This is a genomic window from Bythopirellula polymerisocia (assembly GCF_007860015.1).
Taxonomy (GTDB): domain Bacteria; phylum Planctomycetota; class Planctomycetia; order Pirellulales; family Lacipirellulaceae; genus Bythopirellula; species Bythopirellula polymerisocia.
The window spans coordinates 180,128-198,324 of record NZ_SJPS01000002.1 but is presented as its reverse complement, the minus strand read 5'-3'; the positions used below and the strand labels follow the sequence as shown (position 1 = coordinate 198,324).

The window sequence follows — 18,197 nt, the reverse complement described above, 5'->3', positions numbered from 1 at the left end:
TATGATCTCCAGATGTCCTCGACCGTCTCACTCTCGACTCTCCGCATCGCCCTGGTAGGCAACCCCAATACGGGTAAGTCGACGCTTTTTAATGCACTGGCGGGGATCAATCAACGTGTGGGCAACTATCCAGGCGTCACCGTAGAGAAAAAAGTTGGGCGGTTTAAAAATGTTGAGCAAACTTTCGAAATAATTGATCTTCCGGGCACATACAGTCTGGCTCCACGATCACCTGATGAGATGGTGGCGGTCGACGTGCTCTTGGGTCGCGGGAGTGGCATGTCGCCTCCTGATATCGTGCTCTCTATCATCGACGCCGCCAACCTGCAGCGTAATCTCTATCTAGTGAGCCAGGTCCTTTCGTGCGGGTTGCCGACGGTGATTGCGCTCAACATGGTCGACGTTGCTGCGGAACGTGGTATCGAAATGGATGTCGCGACACTCTCGGAACGCCTCGGCGTCCCTGTCATCCCAATCCAGGCGAATCGAGGGCAAGGGCTCGACGAACTGAAAACTGCTCTCATCAAAGCTGCTACGCAAAGTACTCCGCCAGATCATGACCCTTTTCCGCCGGTATTCCGTCAACATGCCGATCAACTCGCCAATGAGCTCAATCGGGATCGAGCCGAATCATTACCGCGCTACTTGGTGGGACGACTAATCCTCGATAACAACGGATACCTCGAACATCAGCTCCTCCCCAGTGAGACACCCGGTCAAAGGGAGCAGCTTGCAGCGATTCGCCAGTCATTGGCAGCGAAAGGACTCCCCGTGCCGGCCGTCGAAGCAATTTCCCGCTATGAGTGGGTCGCCAAAATACTCGATGGCATTGTGCACATCCCCGACGAACGGCATCTCACCGTGAGTGACGGCATCGACCACGTTCTTACGAACAAAGTGTGGGGCACACTTGTCTTGTTGGCGGTGATGGCCTTATTGTTCTCTTCGATCTTCGTTCTAGCTGAACCGGCTATGAATGTGGTCGACGATGGCGTGGGCTGGCTTGGCGACTCGGTGAGTTCGCTTTTGCCAGAGGGAGCGTTGCGTTCGCTCATTGTGGATGGCATCATTGGTGGGGTGGGAGCGGTCGTGATCTTTCTGCCTCAAATTCTTATTCTGTTTGCCTTCATCGCCGTATTGGAGGACTGTGGGTATATGGCCCGCGCGGCGTATCTGATGGATCGACTCATGGCCGGCGTGGGTCTGAGCGGCAGATCGTTCATCCCATTGCTGTCGTCGTTCGCTTGTGCCGTCCCGGGGATCATGGCCACACGGGTGATTGAAAACCGCCGCGATCGGCTGGCGACAATCCTCATCGCTCCGCTGATGAGTTGCTCTGCCCGGCTTCCGGTGTATGTGATTCTGATCGGTGCGTTTGTCCCTGCCCACACCTATTTCGGTGGCATCGTCGGCCTGCGAGGACTCACCCTGCTGGCGATGTATTTGGTGGGAATCATCGTGGCAGTGGTCGTGGCGTGGCTGCTGAAGAAAACGCTCCTTCGCGGCGAAACGCCCCCCTTCGTATTGGAACTTCCGAGTTACAAATTGCCTTCGTTGCGGACAGTCTTCTTTCGGATGAAAGAGCGCGGCTGGGATTTCTTACAGCGAGCCGGGACGGTTATCTTCGCCGTCACGATCGTCGTATGGGCTTTGGCCTACTATCCTCGTAACGAAGCGCAGGTAGCCGAAATGGTTGCTGCCGAACGCTCGGAATTGGAATCACAAGCAACCGCGACCCAGCCAGGAACTCCGGACTACGACCGAGCCCAACAGTCACTCGCCGAGTTTGACCAACGGGAGAATCTCGATCACCTCGCGGCCAGCCTGCATCAGCAGCAGAGCTTCCTGGGCCGTGCCGGCCAATTCATCGAACCTGCCGTGAGGCCTCTTGGTTGGGACTGGCGGATCGGTTGTGCTGCGATTGCCTCGTTCCCTGCCCGTGAAGTCGTAATGGGAGTTTTGGGTGTGATTTACAACTTGGGAAGCGATCTGGATGTCGGAAGCGAAGGAGACCAATCCCGCTTGCAGGAGCGTTTGCAGGCCGCCCGCTGGGACGACACCGGAGAGCGAGTGTATAATCTACCGGTGGCGTTGTCGTTGATGGTGTTCTTTGCATTATGTGCCCAATGCGCTGCCACCCTAGCAGTAATTCGCCGTGAGACCAACAGCTGGCGTTGGCCTGTGTTTACGTTTACCTACATGACAATGCTCGCCTACGTAGGGGCGCTGGCCACCTACCAAATCACCAGCCGTCTGTGGCTGTAATCATGCAAGACACTTTGGCCATATTGATCGTCCTCGCCGCCGCGGCCTACCTCGGTCGCCTAGCTTGGTTACGATTTGTAAAAGGAACTTCGTCAGGGTGCGGTAGTTGTGGCAGTTGCTCGTCAAATGCAAAAAATGTAGTGCAGATTGAGCGGCTTAGTTCTGTGAAGAAGGAATATTGATTGCCGAGGCTGACTTAAACTCCCTCCGCTTTGCCGAGCAGAACTCGGCGGACGCGTCGCGGCTAACCAAGGGAACACGAACTCTCATGGCAACGGATTGCACATCACCTGAAGTTGATTCCAAATGGAAGCAGTCATTTCGCCGACGACTGCTTGCTTGGTATGCCAAGCATGAACGTGATCTCCCTTGGCGAAAGTCGCAGGATCCCTATCGTGTCTGGGTCAGCGAAGTCATGCTCCAGCAGACTCAGGTGGAGACCGTCAAACCGTATTTCCAGCGGTTCCTCAAGGCTTTCCCCACCGTGAAGAATCTCGCGGCCGCCGAGGAGAGCCAAGTGCTGCGGTTGTGGGAAGGGTTAGGATATTATCGCCGCGCAAGGGGGCTTCATGCAGCGGCGAAACAGATTGTCGCTGAGCATGGAGGGCAATTCCCTCAGGATGTCGTTACGATGCAGTCGTTGCCAGGAATCGGACGCTATACGGCGGGGGCAATCGCTTCGATTGCCTTTAACCAGCGGGAACCCATCCTGGAAGCGAACACTATCCGGTTGCTTGCACGGCTGTTGGCCTATCCTGATGATCCAACGAAATCTGCTGGGCAGCGACTCTTATGGGCTACGGCTGAGGAAATCTTGCCGAGTACCAATGTCTCTCGCTTCAATCAGGCACTCATGGAACTGGGTTCGCTGGTCTGCACGCCAACTCAACCGAAATGTGAAGAGTGCCCCGTCTCTCGCCATTGTGGGGCATATCAAAATGGCTTGCAGGACGAACTGCCGCGCGCTGCGGCAAAATTGAAATTCACTGATGTTCACGAGGCAGCGGTTGTAGTGCGGAAGAATGGTCAAGTCATAGTGCGGCAATGCGGAACGGGGGAGCGTTGGGCGGGGCTCTGGGATTTCCCTCGCTTCGCGATCGAAAGTGAAGGGCCACTGTTCGTCGAAGAAGAACTAATCAAAAAGGTTTGTCAGCAAACCGGCGTAACTGCCAAGCCGGGGGCTTTGCTGACTACGATGAAACATGGGGTAACGCGTTACCGGATCACGCTTGATTGCTACTCAGCTCAATTCGTGTCGGGACGATTGAAAAGGCATACACGCTGGATCCGCCCTGCTGAACTTGCTGATTTGCCTCTCAGCACAACTGGGCGGAAGCTGGCGAATCGAATCGAAAAGAGTGTGAGTAAGAATTAGGTTCTACTCAAGTCGCAGCCAGCTCTTCTATTTCTTCGACTGCGGGTTCGCCATCGTCTTTCATATTGGCTAACTGTGCGCGGAACGCCTCGATACCAGCTAATACACTTTCTTCATCGACTGCTTCTGTAGTCTCTTCAGCTTCAACGGAATCAACTGATTCAGAAGCAGAATTGGTGACTACGGATTCTGGTTCTTCTACAGGCGCAGGTATTTCAGCAAGCAGGGGTTGTTCTTCTGGCGACGGTATAGGTGCAACCTCTTCAATGACAGCCGCAGGAACGTCAGGAAGTGTACCCTCCTTTTTCATGACTGGCGAAGGCGATTCATTGACTGCAACCGGCACGGGCACTTCCGCCGGCGCGGGTGTCACTATCGGCAAGGGTGTGAAGGGTTTCGAAGCTCGCTGGAGATATACTGCCAGCCCATAGCCAATGGCAATATTTACGAGCGACAAAAAGGCAACAATCAGTCCCATAACGCAGATTCCAATCGGCTACAATTTGAGCAACGAAACGTAGAGCACATCTAGGTAAGCCTACGTTGCTCAGCGATGTTTGCTGCAGCCGAATGAGGATTAGCGATTTCAGTGGGGCCGTGGGATGCGACGGCTATACTGATCGTAGGGGACGCGAGATCGAATTACTTCAGCAGTTGGCCGGCGGCGGCCGTGGCTGGGGAACGCCCCGCTGTAGCAGTTTGCTCTCTTACTAGTGATTCGACGAACTCCGGAGACATGCTGCCCAGGGTGATAACTTCGCTCTTGCCGGTCGGGTCCTTGGGTCGAATGATGCAGATTACTTCGGAATCACACCCACGACGCTTGATTTCTGCAAGAGCAGCATCCTCCGCTGGATTCAAGTTTTGCGGAATCGACATGGTACGATCACTGACGATTGGTGCCTGGGGTGCTACTTCCGCCACGGCATCTTGGCCACGAATCGCGAGAGGCTCTTGGACGGTTGCGCTGGCGAGAGAAACTTGAGGTCCACTGGCAGTCGGCGATTTTTCAGGTGACTCAAAAACCATCGCCAGATTCATGCTCTTGAGTTTCGCTTGAATTGAGGGGAGCGAAGCGTACAGTCCTTCGTTGCCTTGCGGATCAGCGGCAAAGCAGACACCAATCAGTTGACCCGCTGAATTAAATAGTCCGCCACCGCTGCGACCCTCGATAGGAGCGCCAGCTACTTCTACGTTGGGTGCACCCTGGTAGCGGTCAACCGTCGTGATCTGAGAAGAAATGACCGTGGGGTTCGCACCCTGATTGCAACCGACAGTGGTAACCGGCGCCCCAGGCGAAAATACTGTATTGGGCGGAGCAATCCGCCGCGCCTGCACCGGAGAACCCGGTCGGATGATTACCAAAGCCAGATCGCGTTCCAGGTCGAAGTCCATCAATTGGCCAGCAACCGTTTCGCGGACTTGAGCACCTGTAGGAGTTGCCGAGAACAGTGTCACTTTGATAGGCCCCTTGCCCTCGGATTCGCGGAAGATATGTCCACAAGTCAGCACCAACGCCGCCCCACCTTGGGCATCAACAATCGTACCCGTACCTGCCGACATGCCGTCGGCATCCTCGACGGATAGTTTTACGGTCGCTTCAAGAAGTTGGGCGGTCAGGGTCGGTGAACCTCCCAGTTGATTAGTTTGTCTCTGGGTATCGTTGGCAAACGTAGCTGCCGCGGATTGGGGTGCAATATTGGATCGCGCAGAGTCTGGCAAACTAGCAGAAGTTGCAGCTGCAGAACCCTCAGCAGTCGTGAGCATTTCCACCAATTGTTCGTAGGAACCAGGTCCCGTCATGCGAGCGACTTCGCGGCCATCGGTGACAGCAATGAATGTCGGCACGACATCAACTCCATATTGCCTCGCCGTATCGGGGTCGCGGCCAATGTCCACATGACGAACAGGATACCCCGCAGCAGAGAGCCGCTGGATAGTTGGACGCATTTGCTGACACGGTCCGCAAGTAGCAGAACTGAAATCCAAGAGGACAATTTCGGCCTGACAAGCGCTAGCCGAGAGAAGAATGCCTAGCACAATACTGCTGGCAGTAGAAAAGCACATTTTCAACGCGACCATCGGTTCCCTCCATGGATACCCGGTCTATCGGATTGGTAACATCCCGCCAGCGCATCGGGGCTAGCCGTAGGTTCATTGCCGGGAGATCCTTCTCCACAAGCAAGTAACTGAGCTGGGGAATCTTCAATTCAGATCGATAAGCGAATGAGCCAACCGAATCAGTTCCTAAACAATTTGAACGAGGGGATACTTACTTGATGACGAGTAAATCTTACAAGGGCAACTCGCGCGATGGTATCTGCCGTTGCGGCGCGAATCCGTTGTTTCCACGAGAAACTTGCCAGACAGCATTGCTGCCACGCAGGCATCAAAACTCGAACTTTTCCTGTCAGATGCACACGTCGTGCCAAAACAATTCTATTACCCTCCCGCCGAGGGAAATCTCTCGTTACAATGATCCGACTCCCCTCTCAAAAAAAATAGCCCTCCTGAACTGCTAGCAATCAACCCTTCAAGATGCCTAAACGCCGCCTGCTGGTCACCTCTGCCCTCCCCTACGTGAATGGCCACATCCACCTGGGCTACATACTCGAAACGGTGCAGACCGACATCTGGGTCCGCTTTCAGAAGCTCCGCGGTAACGAGTGCCTTTATGTCTGCGCCGACGATACCCACGGCACGGCAACCATGATCCGCGCCCAGCAGGAAGGACGCAGCGAGGCCGAGTTGATCGCCGACATGCAAGCGGCCCACGTCGCCGACCTCAAAGACTTCGACATCTCCTTCGACAATTTCGGCAGCACCAATGATCCTGAGAACGAACGATTCTGCCAGTCGATGTGGCATTCGATTCGCGAGGCTGGCTTGGTCAAAGAAAAGAATGTCGAACAACTATTTGACCCGGTGGTGGGCACCTTCCTGGCAGATCGATTTGTCCGTGGCACTTGTCCCAAATGCAATTCGGCCGACCAACCTGGCGATAACTGCTCAAAATGCGGTTCAACCTATGGCCCTGCTGACTTGCTTGACCCCAAAAGCACGCTTAGCGGCGCCACTCCAGAAGTTCGCTCGGCCAAGCACTTGTTTATCGAGCTTGAGCAATTACACGAATTTCTAGAGACCTGGTCCCAGAGTGGAAAGCACTTGCAGCCGGAAATTGCGAATTACTTGCAGGGACATTTTCTCGGTGAGCCGCTTCGCGACTGGGACATCTCGCGGCCTGCTCCGTATTTTGGCTTTGAGATCCCAGACTACCCTGGCAACTATTGGTATGTGTGGTTCGACGCCCCCATCGGCTACATGGCTTCTACGCAGCAATGGTGCGACCGCACCGGCGGCAACTTTGACGACTGGTGGAAGTCATCCGACACCGAGATTCACCACTTCATAGGCAAAGACATAACCTATTTCCACACCTTGTTCTGGCCAGGGATGCTCAAGACGGCGGGTTACAGCCTGCCGACCAAAGTGCATATCCACGGTTTTCTTACTGTCGATGGCGAGAAAATGTCTAAGAGCAAAGGGACCTTCGTCAACGCACGTACTTACCTCAACCACTTGGACCCCAGCTACTTGCGGTATTTCTATGCCGCCAAACTCAACGACCGTGTCGATGATCTTGACTTGGCACTCGATGAGTTCATTGCCAAAGTGAATACCGATTTGGTGGGCAAGGTGGTGAATCTTGCCAGTCGCACGGCCAAGTTCGTCGAGCAGATCGGGCTCTCGAAGGAGTATCCCGAGGACGGAGGACTATTCGTTCACGCGGCCCAACTTGGAGATGAGATTGCTGAAGCCTACGAGTCGTGCGACTATAGCCGCGCGATGCGACTTGTATTGGGTCTAGCCGATCGTGCCAACCCATTCGTCGAAGAAAATAAACCTTGGGAACTGCGCAAAGATCCAGGCAATGCTGCTCGACTACAAGATGTCTGTACCATCGCACTGAATCTTTTCAGACAAATCGCAATTTATCTCGCCCCTGTGCTGCCACGCTTAGCGCAGCAGACGGGCGAATTGCTCAATGATCCAATCACTTCCTGGGACCAGGCACAAACCCCACTCGTGGGCACCCCGGTCGCCAAATTCAAACACATGCTCAAACGAATTGAAGAAAAGGACGTACACGCCATGATCGAAGAATCCAAACCGGCCGAGGTCGCTTCAGCGCCCGGCGAATCAATAACTGAATCTGTAGACCGCTGGAACGACTCTGCCGATGCCCTCGCGGCCGAACCATTGGCCCCCGAATGCACCTTCGACGATTTCACGAAGGTCGATCTCCGCGTGGCCCGCGTCGTAGAAGCCGAGGCCATCCCCGAGGCGAAGAAATTATTGAAACTTAAGCTTAGCCTCGGTGGAGGAGAATATCGCCAAGTCTTCGCCGGAATCAAGGCCGCCTACGAACCCGAGAAGCTCGTCGGACGCCTGGTAGTCATGGTCGCCAATTTAGCGCCGCGACAAATGTCTTTCGGCCTCAGCGAGGGAATGGTCATCGCCAGCGGCCCCGGTGGCCCCGATGTGTTCGTTCTCTCGCCAGATGATGGTGCCGTGCCTGGACAACGGGTGCATTAAGGCACGTCCTAGCCGAAGCTTAGGGAGCGACATTGCAAACTTCAACAACGAACTTCCCTCGAATCAAGTTGTTGATTGCCATACACTTGCTCGTAGGCATAGCGCCGCTGGCGATGTTCTCATTGCCGGAAACCAACTGGATGTTTCCTGCGATGTGGGCTCTCTCATCCCTCAGTATAGCTCAGATAATGCTCTTATCCTTTTGGGTCGGGATGGGAAGGAACAGAGGAGTAGGTCGCACGATTGGTGCATTCGGTGGCACCGCTTATGTGAGCTTTTGGCCTATGATGGCTCAATTCTTGGCGTTCCCCGACAATGCCTATGATTCTTTGTTCACAAAAGAGTTCCTCGTCGAGTTCTCTTCGTATGGCGCTTTGGTTCTGCTTTTATCGTGCGCTTTCTTGTTGATTCGTCGTAAGGGGATTAGTTTAGTTCATCTCTCTGAATTGAATACTCAAATAGAAGTTACCCGCCTCCGATACTCGACATTTCACTTGTTGTTACTCATGTCGATATGTTCAGTCGTCCTCAGCCTGACAAAGATAGCGCAACCATCTGAGCAGACTTCCATTGGATTTGGTTCATGGACGCATGTAGCTGGCCTCATCTTGATGTTGGTAGTTTTTCTCATGAATAACCTTTGTGCTGCATGGGCAACCTTGAGCTTAAATTCACCCTGGTCTCGAATTGCACTCGTCATCGGTATTGCATTCTTGTCAGGAGTCTCATTTGCGGTTGCCTTTGGCTACCATTCGTTCTCGTGGTTCATGGTCATTTCTGCAAGTCTGATCCCGGTCCTCGCAACGACTATCGTCGTTGCCTCACTGCTGGTAGTTCGTTCCAATGACTATCGAGTAGTTCGAAATCAAATGCTGCGGGCAGCCACTTGATTTACTGCCTGGAAGAAGAGTAGCTCGTAGAAGTCAATGGAGCATAATGGCATTCAACTGACTCACAGCCACAGTTTCAACCGTCCGTTGAGCATGTCTGGTAGTGCCCGCTCCACATGTCGACGAACCGCGTTCGCGTGGTAGCGAGTACTCAGATGAGAAGCGACAACGATTTCATTCTTGAATCGTTCCCGGCGTTCGACGAAATCATCCAGATGCATGTGGCCGAACTTATGGATTCGTTCTTTGCGGTGCTCGGGGGAAACGAACGTCATTTCGCAGATGAGAATCTTCGCTTCAAACATCGCGGGGCAGTTGTCGAGACCTTGCGGGGCCGTGTCGCCCAGATAGCCTACGAGTGGGGTTCGCTGCTCTTCGGTCACATCTTTACCACTGAGTCGAATGTCGCGAATCTCGTTGCCGGCCAAACCTTGATACTCGGGCTTGAGTTTGTGGCGGCGATCCCACACGATGAATCCTAGAGACGGCAGCGTATGCTTAGTAGCCGATACGGTGACGACCAACTCGCGGCTAAGAGGAATCTCATCCCCTGGGCTAACGGGTAGCAATTCACACGGCATGCGACCCCGATCCAATCGCGTGAATTGCCGCATGATCCGCTGCATCGGATCGATGGTTTCTTCGGGCATGTAAATCCGTGGAGGCTCCATCTTCATCATCCGCCGTCGGGCCACATACACCGGCAAAGCAGCGATGTGATCCAGATGCCCATGGGAGACGAACCACGTCTCAGTCCCCATAAACGACCACGGCTGGGCACCCAGATCGAACCCGATCTTCAATTCGGGTATCCGCCAATAGGTCTGCACGGCAGCCCTCGAATACCCCTCAATCGTGAGTCCATCATGGACCAGAGTCTGTACGGGGGCGTTATCAATCATGGGGGATTTATTGCGGGGCGAAAGGCAGAATCCCCCATCGTAAACAGGTAAGTAGATTCAGGGAAGGCAGCAGTAGATATTGCTCAGCAGAATTGCAAAGTCGAAAACATAGCCAATCAAAAAATGGCCACAGAGCTCACAGAGATCTCAGAGCACAGAAAACAAGGTTTTCTCTGTGCTCTCGGTGTCCTCTGTGGCTATGCTATCTTTGGGTTTTCTGAATTTGCAGTTTTGCTGAGAGATTGCTTTCAGTGAGTGCTCTAAGCTGCGACCTGAGCGTCTTTGTCTTCGCCAGCCATCGCCGAGATCCAGATCTCACCGAAAAGTTCCTGCTGTTCGGCTCGGATATTGTGGTGGCGAATCAGCTCTAACACAGCCAGAAAGATGCCGATCAGTTGCGAGCGATGCATGTCGGCTTGGAATAAACTCTTAAATGAGAGTGACGATTCTGTCGCCAAACGTTCGCGGATGCGGTCCATGTAGACCTCGATAGGCGTATCGTCGTACCGAATCGCTGAGGGTCTGGCGGTCGCATTGTCACGCACCACTCGAGCGAATGCACTCACGAGGTCCCACATCTCGATTTCATGGATGGGCTGCTCCGAGGGATCTGCCCCGCCGGTGGGCAGATCGTTCACCCGCCGTGCAAAACGTCGCTGCCAGAGTTGGCCCCGCTCGGCTAGCATGCTGGCAGCATCCTTGTATTTCTTGTATTCCAGCAGTCGCTGTACGATGTCTTGCCGAGGGTCTTCGACTTCGCTTTCCTCTTTCTCATCCTCTTCGTGACGGGGCAGGATCATCCGGCTCTTAATCTCCATCAGCCGGGTTGCCAGCTCCAGAAAATCACCCACCGCATTGACGTCGATCTGCTCTATCACCTCGATCAATTCCAGGTATTGCTCGGTCACCCGGGCAATGGGAATGTCCATGATGTCCAGTTCCTGTTTGCGGACCAGATACCACAGGAGGTCCAAGGGACCGGCAAACAGTTCTAGCTCGACGCGAAATCGCATGAATTTCCTACAATGAAAGGAGGGGACTGGGCGGGGATTATGCCGATTCCACCCCCCGGACACCAGTCCACGTTGGCCTCGTTGGCCAAGGCGGTATTGCTGCAAGCAGTGCAGGGGCCTAAATTCCTCGGAAGATATACAGTTTCCCCCTAAAAAAGAAATCCACCCATGGACGAACAGCGAATCTGGGCACCTTGGAGAATTGGCTATGTTGCCGGTGATGAATCTCTCAAAGAGCAGACGCTGGTTCCCCAGCGATGGAGTCCCGGGGCAGAAGAAGACTGTTTCCTCTGCCGGGCAGCTGCAGAATATGCAGACCCAACTGGCGCAGATCGGCTCAATCTCGTTGTCGCCCGCGGTGAGCAAACCGTGACACTTCTCAATCGCTATCCCTACACCAACGGCCACTTGTTAGTTGCCCCCTTGCGACATGTCGGCCAACTGCACGAGTTGACCAGCGAGGAACATCTCGCCGCGATGAAAGCACTTTCCACATTTACTGAGCTCATTAGCGCACATCTCTCTGCCGCGGGATTCAATATTGGACTCAATCTGGGCCGTGTAGCTGGGGCGGGAGTACCCGGTCATCTTCATTGGCATCTGGTCCCACGCTGGTCAGGCGACAACAATTTCATGCCAACCGTGGCAGGAACACGCGTGATTCCTCAGTCACTCGATGCGGTGTGGGAAGTCCTGCGAAACGCCAGTGAGGGTGAAAATGGATCGTGAGCAGGCTTTGTTAGCACCCTATGCGATGCACAGCGAAAAATCTGCTGGTCGTGAGCATCCCGAGCCGCCTCATCCCTATCGCGGCCCATTCCAGCGTGATAGAGATCGTATCGTCCATTCCAGTGCATTCCGCCGTCTGGCACACAAGACCCAAGTCTTCACCGGCGAACTAGGGGACTACCACCGTTCCAGACTCACCCATACACTCGAAGTGGCCTCGATTGCCCGCACGATTGGTCGCGTGCTACGACTTAACGAAGATCTTATCGAAGCACTGGCCTTGATGCACGATATCGGTCATCCCCCCTTCGGCCACGCGGGAGAAAAAATCCTCGACGAGTGTTGCCGCGACTGCGGTGGTTTCAATCACAATCGCCACGCGCTGCGAATTGTCACGCTCTTGGAGAATCGATACCCCGAATTCGCCGGTCTCAATCTCACTGAAGAAGTCCTCTCGGGCCAACAAGTCCGTGCCGAGAAACACACCGCTTCGGCGTCCGCTCAGCCGCTGCTGGAAGTGCAGGTCGTCGACGCCGCCGATAGCATTGCCTACGACACCCACGACGCCGACGATGCGTTGGAATTGAGCCTCCTTGATTTCGACGACCTCCTCTCAGTGCCGTTGTGGAAGGAAGCAGCCCAACAGGTTCGACTCCGTTACGCCAACCTGGAACCTGAAGCCTTTCGTCGCACGGTCATTCACCACCTGATCGAGACTCTAGTTAGCGATCTGGTAGAATCCACCCGAGATCGACTCTCCAACGTCGCCAGCCTCGATGACGCGCTAAATTACGGAACCTCATTGGTCGCCCCCTCTTCGGAGGTCGCCGCCAAGAAGAGCGAACTTGAATCGTTCCTCTTTGAGCGTGTTTATCGCCATCCCACGGTGCTGGCCGAACGGGCGATCGCTGCCGATGCGGTTCGGGCCTTGTTCGCCAAGTATCGACAGGACCCCGACCAATTGCCTGCTCGCTTCCATTCGCGGCTACCACAAGATGGGGAAAGTCGATCAGTATGCGACTATCTGGCAAGTATGACCGACCGCTTTGCCCTAAGCCGCTTTCGAGGAAGGTAGCGATAAATGGGCTGACTCGCCAGCGGCCTGGTGGTAGAATGAAGAGTTCATATCCAGTGCCGCGAGATAGTCAATACGGCTCTGACCCAACCCATTATCTCTCCCCTGCATAATTCTATGGCCCTCCTGATTCTGCGTTGTTTGTTCCTCATGTTGGCCATCACTTTGGGGTTTCAGCTTCTGCAAACCGATTCGCTCAGAAGTGATAATGCTTTGCTACCCTGGGGGGCCTTCCTGGGAGTCTTACTCGTAGCGATCGGGGTTCTTGTAGCTGACGCTCGTATCCGGCGAAAACAACTCAACACGATCACAGCCGTTTATTTTGGCATGATCATTGGCTTGTTCCTTACTTACGTCCTGCAAATCGCACTCCAGCCTCTCTTGCCAACACAACCTACGTGGTTGCCTGACTGGATAAGGCTTGCATTAGCTACGGTCGTCTGCTACTTGTGCATTAGCGTGCTGTTACAAACGAAGGATGACTTCCGCTTCATAATTCCCTATGTGGAATTTGCGAAGGAAATCAAAGGTCTCAAACCTTACGTGCTCGACACGAGCGTGGTAATCGATGGTCGCATCGCCGACGTGGTCGAGACTCACATCATCGATAATCAATTGATCATGCCGCAATTTGTGGTGGCCGAGTTGCAGGCAATCGCCGACTCGAGCGATCGACTCCGCCGCGCCCGTGGACGTCGAGGCTTGGATATCCTCAATCGACTTCGCTCAGACCCCAAGGTCGACCTGCAAATCTTCGATCGCGAGTTGCCCCAGTTTGCCGGCCACACTGTCGACCAGAAACTGGTGCTATTGGCCAAACACCTCGAAGGGAAGGTCGTAACCAACGACTACAATCTCAACAAGGTGGCCAAACTGCACAGCGTTGGTGTGATCAATCTCAACGACCTTTCTAATGCCCTGAAGCCGATCTTCCTACCTGGCGAACAGCTAGAAGTTCGAATCATCAAAACGGGCGAAGAGGCGGGCCAGGGGGTAGGCTACCTGGAAGATGGCACCATGATTGTCGTCGAAGGAGGCCGCGAATACGTAGGTCAGAATGTGGGGGTCAACGTAACCAGCGTCCTGCAAACCAGCGCCGGGCGCATGATCTTTGGAAAAGTTGAGAACTATGACGGTTAAAGGCTTTATGCCACTTGAATCATCTCGAAGCAATTAAACATGATCGCCCGCTGACAGTTGTGCAAATTCTGCCTGCGCTGGAGAGTGGGGGAGTGGAGCGGGGCACGCTGGAAGTATCTGCCGCTCTTGTCGAACGGGGGCACCGCAGCATCGTAGTCTCTGCGGGGGGAAGGTTGGTCGAAAAGCTGCAAAGTGCCGGCGGGGAGCATATCATGCTCGATCTGGGCAAGAAGTCCCCACTCACACTCTTGCAGGCTGGCAAACTACGTCGGGTTTTGCAACATACTCAGGCTGATTTGGTCCACGTACGCTCGCGGATGCCCGCGTGGGTGACGCTACTGGCTTGGAAGCGTATGCGACCTGAATCGCGCCCCCGGCTGGTGACCACAGTACATGGGCTCAACTCTGTGAACTGGTACAGCAAAGTGATGACCTATGGCGAGCTGGTGATCGCTGTATCAAATTGCTGTCGCGACTACATCCTCAAAAACTATCCCAATACTGATCCGAGCAAGGTGTTGGTTATTCATCGCGGGGTCGATGCGCAGGACTTTCCCTACGACTATCGCCCCGATGAAGCCTGGACTTCTCAATGGAATGTAGAGTTTCCTCAACTTGCGGGGAAGTTCGTCGTCCTCCTGCCTGGCAGGCTAACTCGATTCAAGGGGCACTTTGATTTTCTCCAGGCGATTAGTAAACTCCGGCCATCCAAGATACCCGTACATGGCTTGATCGTAGGAGGCGTTGACCCGCGACGCCGACAGTATGCTGAAAGCCTTCACTCTGAGGTCACGCGACTTGGGTTGCTGGATAGCGTCACGTTCACTGGGCATCGTTCCGACTTACGTGAAATCATGTGCGTCAGCGATGTCGTCGTTTCCACTTCAATCAAGCCCCCCGAAAGTTTTGGTCGTACGGTGCTGGAGGCAGTGAAACTCGGCCGGCCCACTTTGGGATACGATCACGGCGGGGTCGGCGAGGTCCTTGGCAAGGTCTATCCCCAGGGTCGCGTGCCGCTGGAAGACACCGATGCCATGGCGGAGAAAATCAGTGCCGTTTATCGAGGAGAACTTCCCCCACCCGAACCCACGAATGAATTCGACCTACCAACGCTGCTCGCCAAAGAAATTGACTTGTATGAAGAGTTAGTTGAGCAGGTGTGACTGCAATGTATGCAGGGCAAGGTCATCCTAATTGGGCCACCCGCACGTAGCTGAACGTTGATTGCCGCAGAGGTGAATCCGACTTCGTGCAGTTCGTGAGCAAGCAAGCTGGCTGGTGTTTGTCCAGCCGACACAGATTCGTGATTTTTGCATTCGGCCAGAAGGTGTCTCTACCGGCGAAGTTCCGTGGGGCGTTCCAAAGCCAGACGGAAGCAACATTATCCTCTGATCTAGTTCCCGTCTGGATGGTATGAGACCTCGAATTTAGAAGTAGTTATTGGGCGGACTGTTTTGAAACTCCATCTGGCCAGGCAACATCCGAGTTCGATGATGAGGGAAGATGTGGTACCATTGACTTACGTGCCTCTGTTCCTCCTTCCATTTTTTCATCTGTCGGCCTTCCTGTATGTCCAAAAGCACGAATATCAGCCACTGGATTGAATTAGTGAAGGCTGGTGATTCGGCCGCCGCGACTCGCATTTGGCAGCACTACTTTGACCGACTTGTGCGTTCAGTTCGAGCCCGGCTGAATGGGCAAAATCGAGCCGTCTCGGACGAGGACGATATCGTGTTGAGCGTCTTCGACAGTTTCTACAACGCGGCTGAAAACGGGCGTTTTCCCGACTTGTCCGATCGAGACGATCTGTGGCGGCTTTTACTTCGAATGGCAGCTAGGAAGGTGGTCGACAAGCGAAGACACGATTTGCGGCAGCGACGTGGCGGCAACGTACGACTCCATTCATTGGACCACGCTGGTGAAGATAAGCAAGTTATCGAAGCGATCGGCGACGAACCCTCTCCGGAAATGGAGCTGATGATGCAGGAATCTGTGGAACAACTTTTTTCTCATTTAGGTGTCGGGCAGATTAGGGATTTAGCGGTTGCCAAGTTAGAGGGGTATACAAACGCGGAAATTGCACAGCGTTTTGGATGCTCTGAACGGACGATAGAACGTCGTCTGAACCTAATTCGAGAAAAATGTCAGCAGGAATTGGTCGACCCCCATGAGCATCCGTAAGAAAAAACTACCGATTGCAGCCCTGGAACGCATTGATGATCTCTGCGCAGAATTTGAACGAAAGTGGCAGTCCAACGAGCCGCCGACGATCGAATCCATGCTTGCTAAGGATATCTCACCCGTCGAGCAAGACGTCTTGCTGGCTGAACTTATCGTTCTGGACATCGACTACCGGCGACGTCGCGGTGAAACGCCGACTAAGCAGGAATACCTCGATCGATTTCAGGAAAAATCAAAAGTAATCAATGACGTTCTCAACGAAGGTGACCGACGGATAGGCGCTTTCGAACCACCGACTGTGGGCCGACTAGCTGAACTTTTTCCGGCGCTGGAAATCATTGAGCTCATTGGCGCAGGCGGCATGGGCGCCGTGTACAAGGCGCGTCAATCGGGGCTCGACCGCCTGGTTGCGCTGAAGATTCTGCCGGAAGAATTTGGTCACGACGTTAAGTTTGCACTACGTTTCACGCGGGAAGCACGGACTTTGGCAAAACTGAGTCACCCCAATATCGTGTCCGTCTATGAATTCGGAAATGTCGAAGACACCTACTACTTTCTCATGGAATTTGTGGATGGTTCAACGCTCCGAGATATTGTTAAAGCAGGACAACTGGCGCCCGAACACGCGCTAGCCATTGTGCCGCACCTCTGCGATGCACTGCAGTTCGCACACGACAAGGGTATTGTCCACCGCGACATCAAGCCCGAGAACATCCTGGTTGCCGTTGACGGCGTCGTGAAGATCGCCGATTTCGGTCTCTCGCGGATACTCGGAAACGAGAGTCAACAGGAGATGCTCACAGGAACGCATCAAGTCATGGGCACACCTCGGTACATGGCGCCCGAACAGTTGGAAGGCTCTCACAACGTCGATCACCGTGCGGACATCTATTCGCTAGGTGTGGTCTTTTACGAAATGCTGACCGGCGAACTCCCGATTGGACGTTTCGCAGCCCCGTCGAAGAAAGTCGAAATCGACGTACGACTTGATGAAGTCGTACTACGCACGCTTGAGAAAGAGCCGCAGCTCCGCTATCAGCACGCCAGCCAGGTTAAATCTGACGTGCAATCGATTACTTCGACTAGCAATTCAGCGCTTGCGCGTACCGTTGTCTACGAGGCGAAACCTCAAGACGACCAAGAATCCGCAACCGCAAGTTTGGCACATCAGGAACTCGCCGGGCGGATGTTATTGACCCGACGCCAACTGTTGGAAAGAGTCGAGAAATCACTGCAACCACTCTTCCGCGGACAGGTGCTGCAGGTGCTGTTCGGCATTGCACTGATCGTGCTAGGAGTACAGTGCTGGGCTCGCAATACGGAGATTCCGCATCGAGTTGTGAGCGGAGTCATTTTGCACGTGTATGGTGTGATCGTGATAGCGCAAGGGTTGCTCGTCTGTACTAGAATCCGAAAAATCGACTACTCCAAATCGGTTGTCGAAATCCGCAATAAGCTCGACAGCCTGCGATCTGGCTATCTGCGTGCCGGCGTCGTCATTGGATTTGTGTGGTGGCTGATGTGGATTCCCGTGGCCGTTGCCTTGGGCTTCGACGCCGTGGTGGTCTACCGAAATTCGCTTGTTCCGTCGTTGGTTATCGGGATTATCGGCTTAGTTGTCTCGGTTTGGCTGTACTGGCGCGCACTGAGAACTGGCAACGCGTCCGCTGAATCGTGGAGAAGGAAACTAGCTGGTGAGAGCATTGCCGCCGCGTATCTCGCTCTCGACGAAATCGAAAACGCCCAAATCCACTGATGCATCGGCGAAAGAAGTCGGTGCCCGCATCTCTTTTACCTGCCCCGCATATCGGTGTGCAGTACTTGATTTCTCAGGAGCAAGAAAATGATCACTACAGCCATCAACGCAGAATGCGAACCTGCGTCTGGACGTGCATCGGAACGGGGCGAAAAGAGTCCCCTTGATGCACTCAGGAGAAAATGTACGATCTTTAGTTGTTACTTTGCGACAAGGATTCACTTTTGTAGAACAACTTACGAAAGTGCTCGATTCTAGCTGGGGGACTTAATGTT

The 18,197-nt window shown here is 54.0% G+C and carries 14 protein-coding genes; 10 read left to right on the top strand and 4 right to left on the bottom strand.

Annotation, left to right across the window (positions count from 1 at the left end):
- Positions 1–12: 12 nt before the first annotated feature.
- Entirely contained in the window at positions 13–2,265 is a 2,253-nt protein-coding gene (gene feoB, locus Pla144_RS07010; RefSeq protein WP_146449404.1) for a ferrous iron transport protein B, read from the top strand.
- A gap of 268 nt (positions 2,266–2,533) precedes the next feature.
- Positions 2,534–3,640 (top strand): A/G-specific adenine glycosylase, encoded by a 1,107-nt coding sequence (mutY, locus tag Pla144_RS07000; protein WP_146449400.1) that lies wholly within the window; start codon positions 2,534–2,536, stop codon positions 3,638–3,640.
- Between the two features lie 7 nt (positions 3,641–3,647).
- Here the strand turns inward: mutY and Pla144_RS06995 are convergent, their stop codons facing one another.
- Both Pla144_RS06995 and Pla144_RS06990 read right to left on the bottom strand, forming a co-directional pair.
- The gene (locus tag Pla144_RS06995) at positions 3,648–4,118 is read right to left on the bottom strand and encodes a hypothetical protein (RefSeq protein WP_146449398.1); all 471 of its coding nucleotides are present in this window, start codon (positions 4,116–4,118) and stop codon (positions 3,648–3,650) included.
- A gap of 164 nt (positions 4,119–4,282) precedes the next feature.
- Positions 4,283–5,722: a trypsin-like peptidase domain-containing protein gene (locus Pla144_RS06990; protein ID WP_146449396.1), complete on the bottom strand. Its 1,440-nt coding sequence runs from the start codon at positions 5,720–5,722 to the stop codon at positions 4,283–4,285.
- 456 nt (positions 5,723–6,178) lie between these two features.
- On the opposite strand from Pla144_RS06990, the gene metG reads away from it, so the two are divergent.
- A complete protein-coding gene (metG, locus tag Pla144_RS06985) occupies positions 6,179–8,236 on the top strand; it encodes a methionine--tRNA ligase (RefSeq protein WP_146449394.1) in 2,058 nt (685 codons plus the stop codon).
- 32 nt (positions 8,237–8,268) lie between these two features.
- Complete coding sequence (locus tag Pla144_RS06980) at positions 8,269–9,126, top strand: hypothetical protein (protein WP_146449392.1); 858 nt, start codon at positions 8,269–8,271, stop codon at positions 9,124–9,126.
- Between the two features lie 62 nt (positions 9,127–9,188).
- Here Pla144_RS06980 and Pla144_RS06975 read toward each other — a convergent pair whose 3' ends face one another.
- On the bottom strand, positions 9,189–10,028 hold the full coding sequence (locus Pla144_RS06975; protein ID WP_146449390.1) for an MBL fold metallo-hydrolase: 840 nt from the start codon (positions 10,026–10,028) through the stop codon (positions 9,189–9,191).
- A 260-nt stretch (positions 10,029–10,288) separates the two neighbouring features.
- Positions 10,289–11,041 (bottom strand): segregation and condensation protein A, encoded by a 753-nt coding sequence (locus Pla144_RS06970; protein ID WP_146449388.1) that lies wholly within the window; start codon positions 11,039–11,041, stop codon positions 10,289–10,291.
- A 168-nt stretch (positions 11,042–11,209) separates the two neighbouring features.
- Between Pla144_RS06970 and Pla144_RS06965 the strand changes: the two genes are divergently transcribed.
- The 6 genes from Pla144_RS06965 to Pla144_RS06940 all read left to right on the top strand — a co-directional run bounded on the left by Pla144_RS06965 (position 11,210) and on the right by Pla144_RS06940 (position 17,922).
- Positions 11,210–11,770, top strand: coding sequence for an HIT family protein (locus Pla144_RS06965; RefSeq protein WP_146449386.1), 561 nt, complete (start codon positions 11,210–11,212; stop codon positions 11,768–11,770).
- Positions 11,760–12,845 carry a dGTP triphosphohydrolase gene (dgt, locus tag Pla144_RS06960; RefSeq protein ID WP_146449384.1) on the top strand — a complete coding sequence of 362 codons (1,086 nt, stop codon included), beginning with the start codon at positions 11,760–11,762 and terminating at the stop codon, positions 12,843–12,845. Before Pla144_RS06965 ends, dgt begins: the two co-directional genes overlap by 11 nt.
- Before the next feature lie 117 nt (positions 12,846–12,962).
- Positions 12,963–13,985 (top strand): PIN/TRAM domain-containing protein, encoded by a 1,023-nt coding sequence (locus Pla144_RS06955; protein ID WP_146449382.1) that lies wholly within the window; start codon positions 12,963–12,965, stop codon positions 13,983–13,985.
- 14 nt (positions 13,986–13,999) lie between these two features.
- On the top strand, positions 14,000–15,148 hold the full coding sequence (locus Pla144_RS06950) for a glycosyltransferase family 4 protein (protein WP_197530449.1): 1,149 nt from the start codon (positions 14,000–14,002) through the stop codon (positions 15,146–15,148).
- 406 nt (positions 15,149–15,554) lie between these two features.
- Positions 15,555–16,166: an ECF-type sigma factor gene (locus Pla144_RS06945; protein ID WP_231936233.1), complete on the top strand. Its 612-nt coding sequence runs from the start codon at positions 15,555–15,557 to the stop codon at positions 16,164–16,166.
- Entirely contained in the window at positions 16,153–17,922 is a 1,770-nt protein-coding gene (locus Pla144_RS06940; protein WP_231936232.1) for a serine/threonine-protein kinase, read from the top strand. The genes Pla144_RS06945 and Pla144_RS06940 overlap by 14 nt, the downstream gene beginning before the upstream one ends.
- The last annotated feature ends 275 nt before the right edge of the window (positions 17,923–18,197 follow it).

Excerpts from the sequence above, each read along its gene's own strand:
- mutY (WP_146449400.1), top strand. The coding sequence starts at position 2,534 with ATGGCAACGGATTGCACATCACCTGAAGTTGATTCCAAATGGAAGCAG.
- feoB (WP_146449404.1), top strand. The coding sequence starts at position 13 with ATGTCCTCGACCGTCTCACTCTCGACTCTCCGCATCGCCCTGGTAGGC.
- Pla144_RS06955 (WP_146449382.1), top strand. The coding sequence starts at position 12,963 with ATGGCCCTCCTGATTCTGCGTTGTTTGTTCCTCATGTTGGCCATCACT.
- Pla144_RS06990 (WP_146449396.1), bottom strand. The coding sequence starts at position 5,722 with ATGGTCGCGTTGAAAATGTGCTTTTCTACTGCCAGCAGTATTGTGCTA.
- metG (WP_146449394.1), top strand. The coding sequence starts at position 6,179 with ATGCCTAAACGCCGCCTGCTGGTCACCTCTGCCCTCCCCTACGTGAAT.
- Pla144_RS06970 (WP_146449388.1), bottom strand. The coding sequence starts at position 11,041 with ATGCGATTTCGCGTCGAGCTAGAACTGTTTGCCGGTCCCTTGGACCTC.
- dgt (WP_146449384.1), top strand. The coding sequence starts at position 11,760 with ATGGATCGTGAGCAGGCTTTGTTAGCACCCTATGCGATGCACAGCGAA.
- Pla144_RS06975 (WP_146449390.1), bottom strand. The coding sequence starts at position 10,028 with ATGATTGATAACGCCCCCGTACAGACTCTGGTCCATGATGGACTCACG.
- Pla144_RS06995 (WP_146449398.1), bottom strand. The coding sequence starts at position 4,118 with ATGGGACTGATTGTTGCCTTTTTGTCGCTCGTAAATATTGCCATTGGC.
- Pla144_RS06940 (WP_231936232.1), top strand. The coding sequence starts at position 16,153 with ATGAGCATCCGTAAGAAAAAACTACCGATTGCAGCCCTGGAACGCATT.
- Pla144_RS06965 (WP_146449386.1), top strand. The coding sequence starts at position 11,210 with ATGGACGAACAGCGAATCTGGGCACCTTGGAGAATTGGCTATGTTGCC.
- Pla144_RS06945 (WP_231936233.1), top strand. The coding sequence starts at position 15,555 with ATGTCCAAAAGCACGAATATCAGCCACTGGATTGAATTAGTGAAGGCT.